Source organism: Nocardioides imazamoxiresistens, from assembly GCF_032378595.1.
GTDB classification, from domain to species: domain Bacteria; phylum Actinomycetota; class Actinomycetes; order Propionibacteriales; family Nocardioidaceae; genus Nocardioides; species Nocardioides imazamoxiresistens.
Window position 1 is genome coordinate 303,075 of sequence record NZ_JAVYII010000003.1, and the last position, 14,745, is coordinate 317,819.

General features: G+C 73.1%; 13 protein-coding genes. 5 read left to right on the plus strand and 8 right to left on the minus strand.

Going from position 1 to position 14,745, the window contains the following annotated elements; genetic code table 11:
* Position 1: 1 nt before the first annotated feature.
* Positions 2 to 457, plus strand: coding sequence for a MerR family transcriptional regulator (locus RDV89_RS08410; protein ID WP_315732513.1), 456 nt, complete (start codon positions 2 to 4; stop codon positions 455 to 457).
* A 3-nt stretch (positions 458 to 460) separates the two neighbouring features.
* On the opposite strand, the gene RDV89_RS08415 is transcribed toward RDV89_RS08410, so the two are convergent.
* Together RDV89_RS08415 and RDV89_RS08420 are read right to left on the minus strand one after the other, a co-directional pair.
* The gene (locus RDV89_RS08415) at positions 461 to 1,984 is read right to left on the minus strand and encodes a flotillin family protein (protein WP_315732514.1); all 1,524 of its coding nucleotides are present in this window, start codon (positions 1,982 to 1,984) and stop codon (positions 461 to 463) included.
* An 87-nt stretch (positions 1,985 to 2,071) separates the two neighbouring features.
* Entirely contained in the window at positions 2,072 to 2,569 is a 498-nt protein-coding gene (locus RDV89_RS08420; RefSeq protein ID WP_315732515.1) for an NfeD C-terminal domain-containing protein, read from the minus strand.
* Positions 2,570 to 2,725: 156 nt separating this feature from the next.
* Between RDV89_RS08420 and zwf the strand changes: the two genes are divergently transcribed.
* Complete coding sequence (gene zwf / locus RDV89_RS08425; RefSeq protein WP_315732516.1) at positions 2,726 to 4,189, plus strand: glucose-6-phosphate dehydrogenase; 1,464 nt, start codon at positions 2,726 to 2,728, stop codon at positions 4,187 to 4,189.
* Positions 4,190 to 4,224: 35 nt separating this feature from the next.
* Here the strand turns inward: zwf and cysS are convergent, their stop codons facing one another.
* The 4 genes from cysS to RDV89_RS08445 form a co-directional block, all read right to left on the minus strand.
* A complete protein-coding gene (gene cysS / locus RDV89_RS08430) occupies positions 4,225 to 5,691 on the minus strand; it encodes a cysteine--tRNA ligase (protein ID WP_315732517.1) in 1,467 nt (488 codons plus the stop codon).
* Between the two features lie 60 nt (positions 5,692 to 5,751).
* Positions 5,752 to 6,615, minus strand: coding sequence for a dihydropteroate synthase (gene folP, locus RDV89_RS08435; RefSeq protein WP_315732518.1), 864 nt, complete (start codon positions 6,613 to 6,615; stop codon positions 5,752 to 5,754).
* Positions 6,612 to 7,574, minus strand: a complete 963-nt coding sequence (locus RDV89_RS08440) for a glucosyl-3-phosphoglycerate synthase (protein ID WP_315732519.1) — start codon at positions 7,572 to 7,574, stop codon at positions 6,612 to 6,614. The genes folP and RDV89_RS08440 overlap by 4 nt, the downstream gene beginning before the upstream one ends.
* A 135-nt stretch (positions 7,575 to 7,709) precedes the next feature.
* Positions 7,710 to 8,627, minus strand: coding sequence for a DUF1707 SHOCT-like domain-containing protein (locus RDV89_RS08445; RefSeq protein ID WP_315732520.1), 918 nt, complete (start codon positions 8,625 to 8,627; stop codon positions 7,710 to 7,712).
* A 38-nt stretch (positions 8,628 to 8,665) separates the two neighbouring features.
* Between RDV89_RS08445 and RDV89_RS08450 the strand changes: the two genes are divergently transcribed.
* Complete coding sequence (locus RDV89_RS08450) at positions 8,666 to 9,265, plus strand: rhomboid family intramembrane serine protease (protein ID WP_315732521.1); 600 nt, start codon at positions 8,666 to 8,668, stop codon at positions 9,263 to 9,265.
* A 41-nt stretch (positions 9,266 to 9,306) separates the two neighbouring features.
* Positions 9,307 to 9,777 (plus strand): SRPBCC family protein, encoded by a 471-nt coding sequence (locus tag RDV89_RS08455; protein WP_315732522.1) that lies wholly within the window; start codon positions 9,307 to 9,309, stop codon positions 9,775 to 9,777.
* Between the two features lie 71 nt (positions 9,778 to 9,848).
* Here the strand turns inward: RDV89_RS08455 and RDV89_RS08460 are convergent, their stop codons facing one another.
* Positions 9,849 to 10,700: an aldo/keto reductase gene (locus RDV89_RS08460; protein ID WP_315732523.1), complete on the minus strand. Its 852-nt coding sequence runs from the start codon at positions 10,698 to 10,700 to the stop codon at positions 9,849 to 9,851.
* A gap of 136 nt (positions 10,701 to 10,836) precedes the next feature.
* Between RDV89_RS08460 and RDV89_RS08465 the strand changes: the two genes are divergently transcribed.
* A complete protein-coding gene (locus RDV89_RS08465; RefSeq protein ID WP_315732524.1) occupies positions 10,837 to 12,294 on the plus strand; it encodes a S1C family serine protease in 1,458 nt (485 codons plus the stop codon).
* 75 nt (positions 12,295 to 12,369) lie between these two features.
* On the opposite strand, the gene RDV89_RS08470 is transcribed toward RDV89_RS08465, so the two are convergent.
* Positions 12,370 to 14,676 carry an MMPL family transporter gene (locus tag RDV89_RS08470; protein ID WP_315732525.1) on the minus strand — a complete coding sequence of 769 codons (2,307 nt, stop codon included), beginning with the start codon at positions 14,674 to 14,676 and terminating at the stop codon, positions 12,370 to 12,372.
* Positions 14,677 to 14,745 lie beyond the last annotated feature (69 nt).

Sequence of the window (14,745 nt, forward strand, 5' to 3'; positions counted from 1 at the left end):
CATGAAGTCAAGTACCTGGAGCATCGGTGACGCGGCGGCCCGCTTCGGCCTGGAGACCCACGTGCTGCGGCACTGGGAGGACGAAGGTCTGGTCACGCCGGGGCGCGACGCCGGGGGACGCCGGCGCTACGCCGAGCCGGACGTCGTGCGGATCGCCGCGATCGTGCGCAACAAGGCGGCCGGGATGAGCCTGGAACAGATCAGGGTGCTCCTCGACAGCGACGCGCCCGGCCGCCAGGCGCTCCTGCAGGCGCACCTCGACGACATCGCCGAGCGGATGCGCTCCATGGAGCTGTGGCAGGAGATGACGGAGCACGCGCTGCGGTGCCGCGCGCACGACGTGACGAACTGCCCGCGCTACAAGGCGTTCCTCTCGGACCTCCTGGACACCGAACGGCCGCGCCCCCCGCTCCCGCCGGAGGCGGTGGAGTGGAGGGCGCGGCCGTCGGACGCGTGAGGCTCAGGCGTTCTCGGACGCCTCGCCCGGCACGGTGTCGCCCAGGCCCAGCTTGTCGGTCGCGGAGCCGACCGAGCGCTTGATGAGGGCGTCCAGGTCGAGCCCGGTCGACGTCTTGAGCATGTCGAGGGTCTGCACCAGGTTCTGCGTGACCTGCTTGGGCAGCGCGCCCGCGCCGTCGGTCGAGACCACCGTCAGCTTGTCGATCGCGCCGATCGGGGCGGCGACCTCCTTGGCGATCTGCGGCAGCACCTCGATCAGCATCTGCAGCACCGCTGCGTCGTTGTAGTGCGCGAACGCCTCGGCGCGCTTGTCCATGGCCTCGGCCTCGGCCTGGCCGACCGCGAGCACCGCGGCCGCCTTGGCCTCACCCTCGGCGCGCACCGCGTCCGCCTCGGCGGTACGCCGCGCGCGCTCGGCCGCACCGCGACGCTCACCCTCGATGGCCTCCGCCTCGGCGAGGGCCGCACGGCGGGACTTCTCGGCCTCACCGGAGAGCCGGGCCTCCTGCGCCTTGGCCTCGGCGCCGGCGATGGTCGAGGCCTTGCGGGCCTCGGCCGCCGCGATCTCGGAGTTGCGGCGCGCCTCGGCCTCCTGCTCGACGCGGTAGCGCTCGGCGTCGGCGGGCTTCTTGACCTCGGTCTCGAGCTTCCGCTCGGTCAGCGCCGCCTGGCGCACGGCCACCTTCTCCTGCTCGGTGAGGATGGCCTGGTCCTGGTCGGCCTGCGCGAGCGGGCCGGCAGCGGAGGCGCGCGCCTGGGCGGCGTCCGTCTCGATCTTGATCTCGGACTGGCGCAGGGCGAGGGCACGCTGCGCGACCGCGATCTCCTCCTCGGCCGCGATCCGGGCCTGCTCCGCCGCACGGCGGGCGTTCGCCTCCGCGATCGAGGCCTCCTGCTGCAGGCGGGCGGCCTCGGGGCGACCGAGGTCGGCGAGGTAGGTGCCGTCGTCGGTGACGTCCTGGATCTGGAAGGTGTCGAGGATGAGGCCCTGACCCGTCAGGGAGTTCTCCGACTCGTCGGCCACGCGCTGCGCGAACGCGGCGCGGTCGCGGATGATCTGCTCGACCGTCAGGCCACCGACGATGGAGCGCAGCGCACCGGCGAGCACCTCCTGGGTGAAGGGCTCGATGTCGCCCTGCTGCGAGAGGAAGCGCTGCGCGGCCAGACGGATCTGGTCGGCGTTGCCGCCCACCTTGACGATGGCGACGCCCTCGACGTTGAGCTTGACGCCCTGGCCGGACACGGCGCCGCGGATCTGCACCGAGATGCGGCGCGAGGACAGGTCGAGGTTGCCGAGCTTCTGCACGAACGGGATGACGAAGACGCCACCGCCCATGACGACCTTCTGGCCCGAGAGGTCCGTGGTGAGCTCACCCGTCTCGGGGTTGATCACCGCCTTCCCCTTGCGGCCCGTGACGATGAACGCCTCGTTGGGGCCGGCGACCTTGTAGCGGCTCGTCACGAGGAGGACGAGGAGGACGAGCAGGACGACGAAGCCGATGATCGGCGTCAGAACCGGGTCCATGGGATGGGCCTTTCGGTCGGTTTCTCTTCTTCTCGGGCGGTGCGGGGGAGCTGGGTCGCACGGGCGACCCGGTGGGGGAGACCCGGCTCAGAGGAGCTCGGGGTACGTCGCCGCGACCGTCACCGCGGTGGGTGAGAGGACGCCGGTGACGTGGACCGCGGTGCCGGCGGGGAGCTCCCGTTCGGCCTTCGCGTTGAGACGGACGGTGTGACCGCCGCGGCGCACGGTGATCGCGCCGTAGCCGTCGGCGGGGACGTCGCTGACGACGGTGGCGTCCCAGCCGAGCATGTCCTGCGGGGTGGGCGTGGAGTCGGTGCCGGCGTTCTTCACCCAGCGGGTCAGCCAGGCGGCGAACCAGCCCACGAGGACGCCGGAACCCACCCCGACGAGGGAGGCGACGAGCTGGGGGGCGCCGAGCGCCTGCGCGGTCGCGCCGCCGAAGCCGAGCGCGGAGACGAAGCCCCCGAGCGCCGCGGTGGAGAACCAGTCGCCGGCCAGGGCTTCGAGGTCGAAGAGCTCGCCGAAGACCAGCGAGACCAGCAGCACCGCGACACCGCAGATCCCGATGATGAGGAAGGGGTCCATTACGGCTCCTCGCGCTCGGGCGGACGGGGGTCGGGTCCACCCTCTCCCATTCCGCTCCGTCTGACACCATCCGGATCCGTTCCGCGGCCGTGGGGGAGACGTACGAGACGTCCGCGGGCCCTGTCCTGTCGCCCACCGCGTGGCAGGGTGGGAGGCATGGCGAGCGCCCACCCCCACGGCACCCCCGGCCCCCCGACCACCGTCGTCCTGTTCGGCGCGACGGGCGACCTGTCGCGCCGCAAGCTGCTGCCCGGACTGCTGCACCTGCAGCGCTCCGGCCTCCTGCCCGACGTCCGGGTCGTGGGCACCTCGCTGGAGGAGCACACCCGCGAGACGTTCGTGGAGTTCGCGCACGCGGCGATCAAGCAGTTCGCGCCCGACGTGACCGAGCGGGAGTGGGACGACTTCGCCACGTGCCTCTACTGGGCCCCCGGCAGCACGGCCGACTCGCTGCGGGCGGCCGTCGCCGACGCCGAGTCGGCGTGCACGGGCCCGCAGCGTCGCCTGCACTACCTCTCCGTGCCGCCCAAGGCCGCGATGGCGGTCATCCACACGCTGCGCGACGCCGACCTCGTCGAGGGCTCGCGCGTGATCATGGAGAAGCCGTTCGGCACCGACCTGGCCAGCGCCAAGGAGTTGAACTCAGCGGTCCACGAGGTCTTCGACGAGTCGCAGGTCTTCCGGATCGACCACTTCCTGGGCAAGGAGGCGGCGCTGAACATCCTGGCGTTCCGCTTCGCCAACGGCCTCTTCGAGCCGGTGTGGAACCGCAACATGATCGACCACGTGCAGATCGACGTGCCCGAGCAGTTGGGCCTCGAGCAGCGGGCGTCGTTCTACGAGTCCACCGGCGCCTACCGCGACATGGTCGTCACCCACCTCTTCCAGGTGCTCGCGTTCACCGCGATGGAGGCCCCCACCGCCCTGGACCCGCAGTCGATCACAGAGGAGAAGTTCAAGGTCTTCCGCTCGATGCTGCCGATCCACCCCGAGGACGTCGTGCGGGGGCAGTACCTCGGCTACCGCGAGGAGGCCGGCGTCGACCCCGAGTCGGAGACCGAGACCTTCATCGCCCTGCGCTGCTTCGTCGACAACTGGCGCTGGGCGGGCGTGCCGTTCTACCTGCGCACCGGCAAGAAGCTGGCCCAGGGCCAGCGGATCATCTCGGTGGCCTTCAAGGAGCCCCCGAAGTCGATGTTCCCCGAGGGTTCCGGGATCGGGCAGCACGGCCCCGACCACCTGACCTTCGACCTGGCCGACCAGGCCCGGATGTCGCTGTCGTTCTACGGCAAGCGCCCCGGCCCCGGCTTCCGCCTCGACAAGCTGTCGATGCAGTTCTCCGTCGAGGACACCGGCTGGGCGGGATCGGTGCTCGAGGCGTACGAGCGGCTGATCCTCGAGGCCACCAAGGGCAACCACACGCTCTTCACGACGGCCGAGGGCGTCGAGCGGCTCTGGGAGATCTCGACCGCGCTGCTGGAGGACCCGCCGCCGGTGCGGCCCTACGAGCCCGGTTCCTGGGGGCCCAACCAGATCCACCAGCTCATCGCGCCGCGCGGGTGGCGGCTGCCGTTCGAGCGCAAGTGGCGCGACAAGCCCTCGCAGGACCCGCTGGCCTGAACCGGCCGACGGGCGGTGAGCGGGAGGCGTACGCCTCAGTCGAGCGGCGTCGCCTGCCAGGTCGTGCCGTCGGGGCCGTCGGTCAGCGTGACGCCCAGGCCCGCGAGATGGTCGCGGAGCCGGTCGGCCTCGGCCCAGTCGCGCTCCGCGCGCGCCGTGGTGCGGGCCGCGACGAGCCGGTCGACCTCCTCGGCCGGCACGGCGAGCTCGACGGCCGGACGGTCGAGCTCGGCGGGGTCGGTCGTGCCGAGCCCGAGGCCGAGGAGCAGCTCGACGGTGCCGACGAGCACCTCGCGGTCGGCCTCCGAGATCGTGTCGTCGCGCAGCAGCACGTTCAGCTGCGCGAGCACGCGCGGGGTGTTGAGGTCGTCGCTGATCGCCTCGTCGACGGCGTCGAGGTGGGCGATCGCGGCCGGGGTGGTGAGCGCTGCGTACGCCTCGGCGTACGTGGCGGGCGCGGGCGCGGCGTACCCGGCCGTGCGGCCCAGCAGGCGGCGGTAGGAGGCCGACGCGTTGCGCACGCCGGACTCGTTGAACTCCAGCTGGCTGCCGTAGTGGGCCGTGAGGAGGAAGAGGCGGTAGGCCAGCGGGTGGTGGCCGTCGGCGACGAGGTCGTCGAGCACGGGGACGCGGCCGCTCGACTTGGCCATCTTGGCCGAGCCGAGGGTGATGAACTCGTTGTGCAGCCACACGGGCACCCAGGGCAGACCGTCGCCGAGGTACGCCTCCGACTGCGCGATCTCGTTGACGTGGTGGATCTGGCGGTGGTCCACGCCGCCGGTGTGGACGTCGAAGTGCTGGCCGAGCAGCTCGATCGCCATCACCGAGCATTCGAGGTGCCAGCCCGGCACGCCCGGGCCCCAGGGCGAGTCCCAGTGCACGAGCCGCTTCTGCTCACCGACCTCGGCGCGCCACAGCGCGAAGTCGGCCGGCTGGCGCTTGCCCTCGACCGTCTCCAGCCGGTGCACGTCGTCGTCCCCGCTGCCGCGCAGCGCGAGGCGGCCGTAGCCCTCCGAGCGGGCGGTGTCGAAGTAGAGCCCCGACGGGATCCGGTAGGCGAAGCCCTTGCGCTCGAGCTCCTCGGCGAAGGCGATCATCTGCGGCACGTACGCACTGGCCCGCGGGCTGTGCGTGTGCTCGCGGATGTTCAGCAGCCGGAGGTTCTCGAAGAAGTCCTCGGTGTAGCGCTCGGTGACCGCCCACACGGACTCCTGCGCGGCGCGGGCCGCGACCTCGACCTTGTCCTCGCCGAGGTCGCCGTCGCCGACCGCGTGACCGACGTCGGTGATGTTGACGACCTGGGTGACCCGGGCGCCCTTCCACTCCAGCGCGCGGCGCAGCGTGTCCGAGAAGACGTAGGGGCGCAGGTTGCCCAGGTGGGGGCGCGCGTAGACCGTGGGGCCGCAGGTGTAGAGCCGCACGTGCCCGGGCTCGGCGGGACGCAACGGGGTCGCGACCCGTCCCAGCGAGTTCTGGACGACGGGCTCCCGGCCTTGGAACACGCACACTCCTGACGGTCGTGGGACGGCCCAGGGCCGCGGTCGTCGCGAGTCTACGCAGGCTCAGGCGAGGCCGCGGACGGCGCGCGCCGGTGGACGGCGCCCCGCGATCGTCCAAGCCATGTCCACGACCTGGCGGGTCTCGGCCACCTCGTGGACGCGGTAGATCCGGGCGCCGGCCTGTGCGCAGATCGCCGTGGCGGCCAGCGTGCCGAGCAGCCGCTCGCCCACGGGCCGGTCGAGCGTCTCCCCCACGAAGTCCTTGTTGGACAGGCTCACCAGCACGGGCCAGCCGGTCGCGACCATCTCGCCGAGCCGGCGGGTGACCTCGAGGGAGTGGAAGGTGTTCTTGCCGAAGTCGTGGGCGGGGTCGATGACGATGGACTCGCGGGCCACGCCGGCGGCGAGCGCGCGGGAGGCGTACGCCGTCGTGTCGGCGATCGCGGCGGCCACGACGTCGGCGTACTCGATGCGGAACGGGCGCGTGCGCGGCGTGACGCCGCCGGTGTGCGTGCAGATGATCGCGGCGCCGTGCTCGGCGGCCGCGTCGACCAGCGCAGGGTCGGCGCCGCCCCAGGCGTCGTTGAGCACGTCCGCGCCCTCCGCGCACACCGCGCGGCCCACCGAGGCGCGCCAGGTGTCGACGGAGATGACGAGGTCGGGGTACGCCGAGCGCACCCGCGCCACGAACGACACCACGCGGCGCCGCTCCTCGGCCTCGTCGATCTCGGCCCCGGGGGCCGCCTTGATGCCGCCGATGTCGACGATCTCGGCGCCCTCGTCCACGACCCGGGCGACCCGGTCGAACGCGGCGTCCTCCGCCCACGTGGCGCCCTTGTCGTAGAACGAGTCGGGCGTGCGGTTGACGATCGCCATCATCAGCGTCGCGTCGTCGGCGAACTCGTGGCGGCCCAGGCGCAGCGTCATCGCGGCCCTCCCGTCGCTCGGGGGTCGGTGGTCTCGAGGGAGCCGTGCGGCGGCCGCTCGTCGACCGCGACGCCGCGCACGCGCGGCGAGGCCCCGCCGCCGCTCTGGTCGAACTGCTGCAGCGCGACGGTGTCGACGCCCGCGACCTGGCCGGTTCGCCGGGCTGCCGCGGCGAGGATCTGCGTCGCCATCGCGCCGAGGTCCGCCAGCGCCTGGTGGCGGTGCGAGCGGCGGCCCAGGTCGACCTGGGCGATGGCGTCGGCCCCGCGGGCGCGGAGCGTGTCGACCAGGGCGGTGAGCTCCACGGCGTACCCGGTCGGGACGCTGAGCGACGCGAACAGCTCGCGGCGCACCGCCCACTCGCCGGCGAGCGGCTGCACCAGGCCGGCCAGCTCGGGGAACGCGAGCGCGATCAGCGGGCGGGCGACCAGCTCGGTGACGCGCCCGCCGTCGTAGGGGCCGCCGCCCTCGACGTCCAGCGGTCGCTCGTAGAAGCCCTTGACCAGCGCGACCCGCGGGTCGGTGAGCAGGGGGCCGAGCAGGCCGGGAACGAAGTGGGTGTCCCACTCGCGCAGGTCGGCGTCCATGAAGACCAGCAGGTCGCCGCGGGTGACGAACAGCGACTTCCACATCGCCTCGCCCTTGCCCGGCGCCCAGCCGAGGTCGGGGCGGATCTCGGAGGCGCGGTGCACCACCGCTCCGGCCCGGGTGGCGGCCTCGGCGGTGCCGTCGGTGGAGTCCGAGTCGATGACGACCACCTCGTCGACCAGCGCCGCGGTCTCGACGAGCCGCTCGCGGACGCGGGTGACGACGTCGCCGACGGTCGCGGCCTCGTTGCGCGCGGGCACGACGAGGCTGACGGTGGTGGGTCCCTTCGCGGTCAGCAGGTCGTCGAGGGAGCGGTCGCGCCAGTGGTGGGTACGGCGCGCCCAGCCGTCGTCGTCCGGGGCCGGGATCACCGGGTCAGCCTAGACAGGCGGGGGTCGCGGAGGCGGGGGGTGGTTGCGTGGTGGATCGCTGAGCAGACGGGTGACCGCGATCCGACACACAGGCGGGACGGGGCCCGACCTGCGGCTCGGCTGCAGCTCGACGCGTCAGCCGGAGAAGGGCCACTCCTCGACGATGCGCCCGCTCAGGGTCGTCTCGAGCCAGGCCGTCTCCTCGTAGGCGTTGGTGACCCAGATGTCCACGGTCGGCAGCTCGTCGATCACGTCGAGCCCCACGCTGATCCGCTGCAGCACGGCGTCCTCGACGTCGAGGTCCGCGAGCGCGTGCTCGACGTTGTCCCACAGCCGCTTCAGGTCGAGGTCGCCCAGGTCCATCACGGGGGCGTTGCGCGCCGGCTGCGACGCGTGGAAGAGCGTCGCCGGGCCGGTCCCGCGGTAGTGCCACTGCTCGTCGCGGGGCAGCGTCGCCGCGACGGGCACGGTGACCTGGGCCCAGTCGTCCCACAGGCCGAGCTCGGTGAAGTACGGCGACCGCTCGGACCAGGCCGCCACGAACCGACCGACGGACTCCTCGTCCAGCGCCCAGCGGCCCGCCCCGTCGAGCTGCGTCTCGCTGCGGTCGGGCGACTCGGCGAGCAGCGACACGTCGTCGCGGCCCACGACCTGGGCCGACTGCTCCGTCACGACCTCGTCGACGTCGCCCCAGCTGACGCCTGAATCGCCGGTGGCGTGGTTCACCACCGCGAACGTCCCGGCGACCGCGACGGCGGTCGCCACGATCGCGATCCGCGCCCTCGTGACCAGGACCCGGTCGCGATCGGCGCGGGAGGGCGGCGGCGGAGCCGTCCGGCGGGGCGCGGGGGCCGGGGGCTCGACCAGCCGGCGGGCGCGCTCGACCTGCTCGCCGCGCAGGTCGCCCAGGAGGCCACGCAGGTCGGAGAGCCGCACGGCGGCCAGCGCAGCGGAGGTGCGCTCGCCGTGCTCGACGGCGGTCAGCTGCCCGTCGGCGTACGCCTCACCCAGCGCGTCCGCGACCGCCGCCCGTTCCGCATCCCGTGCTCGCACCGCCACGGGCGTACCGTCTCACGGCTACCGTGGAGGTCATGAGCGTTCCCGCCACCCGACCCGCGCAGGAGCCGGTGCGCGACGCCGCCACCCTCGTCGGCGGGTTCGTGGCGCTGCTGTGGGTGCTCGAGATCGTCGACACGGTGCTGGGCGGCAGCCTGGACCAGTACGGCGTGCGGCCCCGCAGCGACGAGGGCCTGCTGGGCATCCTGTTCGCGCCCCTGCTGCACGGTGGCTTCGGCCACCTCGTGTCCAACACGCTGCCGCTGCTGGTGCTCGGCTTCCTGGTCGCGCTGTCCGGGATCGGGCAGGCGCTCGCGGCGACCGGGATCGTCTGGCTCGTCGGCGGCGCGGGAACGTGGCTCGTCGCGCCCAGCAGCACCGTGCACATCGGCGCGTCCGTGCTGGTGTTCGGCTTCATCACCTACCTGGTGCTGCGCGGCTGGTTCGCCCGCCGCTTCGGCCAGATCGCACTCGGCGTCCTGGTGCTGCTCGTCTACGGCGGCGCCCTGTGGGGCGTGCTCCCCGGCGACCCGGGCATCTCCTGGCAGGGACACCTCTTCGGCGCGGTCGGGGGCGTCGTCGCCGCCGTCGTGCTCGCGCCGCGTCGCGCGGCGCCCGCGGCCCCGGCGTACTGACACCGCCGCCCCGTCTGGCCCCCGCTGGCACGATCGGCGCCATGGCGACCTTCACGACCACCAAGCACTCCACGGCCCGGCTGCCGGTGCCGCGCGAGCGGATCTGGGCCGTGCTCTCCGACCCCGCGCTGCTCGCCGAGCTGACCCCGCTGCTGACGAGCATCGAGGCCGACGGCGACCTGTGGCACTGGCGGATGGCGAAGGTGCCGGGGCTGGCGATCGCGGTGCGCCCGGAGTTCACCGAGCGGATGAGCTTCGACGAGCCCGCGCGGATCGACTTCGTGCACGAGCCGCAGGGCGACGAGGACGCGGGGGCGGAGGGCTGGTACGTCCTCACGGACGTCGGCACCGACGACGCCCCGGCCACGGACCTCGAGATCAGCCTGACCATCCACGTCGACCTGCCCCTGCCGCGGATCTCGGCGCCGGCGGTGCAGACCGCCATGAAGGGCGTCGTCGCGTCGATGGGCAACGGGTTCGCCGAGAACCTCGAGAAGCACCTCGGGATCTAGGGCAGCCCGCGGCCCCGGCGCGAGTGCCGCCGCCACGGCCCTGCCCCCGCAGCGGAGGCAGGGCCGGCGGCTCAGGCCGGCACGTAGTCGAACGTGTCGGGGTTCGGGCCCGTGCGGCCGTCCTCGCCCTTGTCCAGACCGGAGATGCGCTGCACCTCGTCGTCGGTGAGCGCGAAGTCGAAGATCGCGAAGTTCTCCTCGATCCGCGCCGGGGTCACCGACTTCGGGAAGATGATGTCGCCCCGCTCGACGTGCCAGCGCAGCGTGACCTGGGCGGGCGTCTTGCCGTACTTCTCGGCCAGCTCGACCAGCACGGCGTCGTCGAGCACGGCGCCCTGGGCGATCGGCGACCACGCCTCCACCGCCACGTTCAGCCGGTGGCTGGCGGCGCGCGCCTCCTCGTTCGTCAGGTAGGGGTGCACCTCGATCTGGTTCACGGCCGGCACGACGCCGGTCTCGTCGACGATGCGGCGCAGGTGGTCGGGCTGGAAGTTGGAGACGCCGACGGCCTTCGAGGCGCCGGAGGCGGCCAGCTCGGTCAAGGCCTGCCAGGTGGCGACGAAGTCGCCGCCGTAGCGGGTGGGCAGCGGCCAGTGGATGAGGAACAGGTCGACGTGGTCGAGGTCGAGCTCGCGCAGGGACTGGGCGAACGCGGCCTTGGCGGCGGCCGGCTCGTGGGCGCCGTTGTTGAGCTTGGTGGTCACGAAGATCTCGTCGCGGGGGATGCCGGACGCCTTGATGGCGCGGCCGACGCCGGCCTCGTTCTGGTACATCTGCGCCGTGTCGATGTGGCGGTAGCCGATCTCCAGGGCGGCGCTGACGGCGCGCTCGGTGTCGGCCGGAGGGACCTGGTAGACGCCGAACCCGAGCTGCGGGATCGACGTGCCGTTGTTGAGGCTGACGGTGGGGACGTTGGTAGCCATACGTAGAAGAGGTCACCGCCGGCGCGATTCATTCCCGAGGGGGATGGGTAGACGCCTCGGCCTCGGCCCCGACCTCACATGTGATTCACAGAGTCTCCTCACGGGCCGTGTAGCCGACGGAGGTGCACTGGTTGCCATGAACGACATGCGTCCGCTGCCTCCGCAGCCCGGTGAGCCCGGTCGCCCCGGCCACCAGCAGGCCGGCCACGCCGGCGGCTTCCCGCCGCCCGGCCCCCAGCAGCACTCCCCGCAGCAGTCCCCGCAGCAGCCACAGCCGCACGACACCGCGGCCCTGCCGGTCTACGGCGCCCCGCCGCCGGGGGCGTACGCCTCGGCGCAGCCCGGTGCGTACCCCGGCCAGCCGGGTCCTAGCGGTCCCGGCGGCCCGCAGGCGTACGGGGCGTACCCCGGCTACGGCGGGCAGTACCCGCCGCAGCAGCCCCCGCGCAAGCGGCGTGGCGGCTGGCTCGCCGCGGTCGGCGGCGGTCTGGCCGGCGCGGCCCTCGGTGTCGCGGTCGCGGTCCCGGTCGTCCTGCACGCGCAGGACGACACGCAGCAGACGTCCGGCGGCTCGGGCGAGACCAGTCCCGGCAGCGGCACCGACATCGACGACCTGATCGACCGCGGCTCCGGCAGCACCGAGGACACCTCGGACGGGGGCGAGGTCTCCGACGCCGGCGTGCTGCTCGTGCAGACCGCGGTCGCCGGCGGCGAGGGCGCGGGCACCGCGATGGTGCTGACCGACGACGGGCTGGCGCTGACGAACTACCACGTCGTCGACGGCTCCGAGGAGGTGCAGGTGATCGTCGCGGCCACGGAGGAGGAGTACACGGCCGACGTGGTCGGCTACGACGCCACCGCGGACGTCGCGGTGCTGCAGCTCGAGGACGCGAGCGGGCTCGACACCGTCACCATCGACGACGACGGCGGTGTCGAGATCGGCGACCAGGTCGCGGCGCTGGGCAACGCGGGCGGCCAGGGCTTCCTGTCCGAGGTGCGCGGCGAGGTCACCGGCCTCGACGAGGACATCACCACCACGGACCAGTACAACGGCAACCGCACCGAGATCACCGGCCTGATCGAGACCGACGCGGCCGTCGTCCCGGGCTACTCCGGCGGCCCGATGTTCGACGAGGACGGTGAGGTGCTCGGCATCAGCACCGCGGCGGCGGCCACCAACGGCGGTGGCGGCGGCCCGACCTCGGCGACCCCCGCGCAGGCGGTCGAGGAGGGCGGCGGCACGAGCTACGCCCGACCGATCGACGAGGCGCTCGACATCGTCCAGCGGGTGCTCGACGGCGAGGAGGGCGACGGCGTCGTGATCGGCCCCTCCGCGTACCTCGGCGTGGGCATCGACCCCTCCGGTGGCGAGGCGCTCGTCGTCCGTGCGGACGAGGGCACCCCGGCCGCCGAGGCCGGGCTCCAGGAGGGCGACGTGATCACGTCCGTCGACGGCGAGACCGTGCGGACGTACGACGACCTCGCCGCCGCGGTCGCCGCGAACGAGCCGGGCGACCAGGTCGAGATCACCTGGGAGCGCAACGGCGAGGAGCAGAGCGCCACCGTCGAGCTCGCGGAGTCCCCGACGAACTGACGCGCACCACACACGAGCGCCCCGGACCCAGCAGGGTCCGGGGCGCTCGTGCGTACCGGTGGTGCGGCCGGTCGGTCAGACCCCGGCCGGGGTGCGCTCCTCGACGCGGTGCGGGTCGGGCCCGCGCTCCAGGCTCTCGCCCTCGACGTCGACGCGGGGCAGGATCCGGTCCAGCCACGACGGCAGCCACCAGGCCTTCTCGCCCATGAGGTACATCAGCGCCGGGATCAGCGTCATCCGCACGACGAAGGCGTCGATGAAGACCGCGGTCGCCAGCGCGAAGCCCATCGCCTTGATGAACGACATGTCCATGAGCATGAAGGCCGCGAAGACCGCCATCATGATGACCGCGGCGGCGGCCACGACGCGGGCCGAGTTGCGGAACCCGTCGATCACCGCCTCCACGGAGTCGGCGCCGTGCACGTGCGCCTCGCGGATCCGCGTCACCAGGAACACCTGGTAGTCCATCGCCAGGCCGAACACCACGCCGACCAGGAAGATCGGCATGAAGCTGACCAGCGGCTGGCCCTCGACCAGGCCGAGCGCACCCTCCTGGAAGACCAGCACCGTGACGCCCAGCGTCGCGAGGACCGTCAGCAGGAAGCCGAGCGTGGCGGTCAGCGGCACGAGCAGCGAGCGGAACACCAGCACCAGCAGCAGGAACGCCAGGCCGATGACGACGACGAGGTAGACGGGCAGCGCGTCGTCGAGCCGGTCGGAGACGTCGACGGCGATCGCGGTCATGCCGGTCACGCCGAGCTCGAGCCCGGTCTCCGACTCCACCCCGCCCTGCGAGTCGCGCAGGTCGGTCAGCAGCTGCTGGGTGGCCGGGTCCTCGGCGCCGGACTCCGGCGTGATGAGGATCGTCGCGCCGGTCGCGGCCGCGGGGTCGCCCTCCGGCGCGGCGTTGGTGCCGACGATCTGGGCGTGCTGCACGTCGTCCTGCGACTGGGCCCAGGCGACGACCTCGCCGAACGCGGCCTGCCGCTCGGCGTCGTCCGCGACGTCGCGGCCGTCGGCGACCACGAGCAGCGGGGCCTGGCGGCCCTCGCCGAACGCGCCGCTGATCATGTCCGAGGCCTGGCGCTGCGTCGTGCTGCTCGGGCTGGTCGAGTCGCTCGGCAGGGCGAGCTGCAGGTTCTGCATCGGGATCGCCAGCGCGCCCAGCGCCACCACGACCAGGGCGACCGCGGCGATCGGCGAGCGGCCGACCAGTCGGGCCCACCGCACGCCGTTGTTGACGATCCGGCCCTGCTCGTCGCGGGTCGGGTCGTAGCGGCGGACCACGCCGCCGAACGCCTTCGCCTTGAGCATCCCCAGCACGGCGGGCAGCAGCGTGAGGGCGACGAGCACGGCGAGCGCGACGCCGATGGCGGCGGCGACACCCATCGCGGTGAGGAAGGGGATGCGCACGACGGCGAGCGCCGCGAGGGCGATGAGCACCGTGAGCCCGGCGAACACGACGGCGGACCCGGCCGTGCCGACCGCGATGCCCGTCGCCTCCTCCCGGTCGTCGGTGCGCTGCAGCTCGCTGCGGTAGCGGGCGAGGATGAACAGGGCGTAGTCGATGCCGACCGCCAGACCGATCATCACCGCGAGGATCGGCGTCATGTCGCTGATGTCGGTGAACGCCGTCATGGCGGTGACGCCCAGCGACGTCAGCGCGACGCCGATGATCGCCGTGACGATCGGGAGGCCGGCGGCGACCAGCGAGCCGAAGGTCAGCACGAGCACGACGAGCGCGACCGCGATGCCGATCAGCTCGGACGCGGCGCTGAACTCCATCAGCTGCAGGCCCGGGCCGTTGGCCTCGACCTGCAGGCCGTCGCCCGCGGCGTCCTCGATGATGTCGAAGATCGCCTCCTGGCTGGCCGGCTCGATGTCGGTGGGCTGGTCGACGTCGAACTCGAAGGTGATGAGGCCGACCCGGCCGTCGGGGTCGACCGGCGAGAGCGCGGCGACGTCCTCGGGCGACGCGCCGCCGGCGGCCAGGGCCTCCTCCTGCGCGGCCGCGGCGGTGGTCGGGTCGAGCACCGGGGCGGCCTCGTCGACCAGCACCTGCGGGCTCGCCGCGATGTCCTCGACGAGCGCCGCGATGCGGTCCGCGTACGCCGGGTCGGTGAGCTGCTCGCCCTCCGGCACGGCCACCGCGACGGTCACCGAGGTGTCGTTCATGGCGTCGTCGGCGTCGGTGAACAGCTCCTGCTGGAGCTCGCTCGCCCGCTCGGACGGGATGCCCGGGATGGTGAACGTGCTGCTGGTCGGCTTCGAGATCGCCAGCGCGGTGGCGCCGACCGCGACGAGCGCGACGACCCAGACGCCGATGAAGACCGGCCACCGCCGGAAGGCGGTCTTTCCGAGCCGGTAGAGGAGGTTGGCCATCGAGGTGCTCCTGTCGGGGTGCTGCGAGGTGGGCGGGCGGGTCGGTCGGGCGGGTCGGTCAGGCGGATC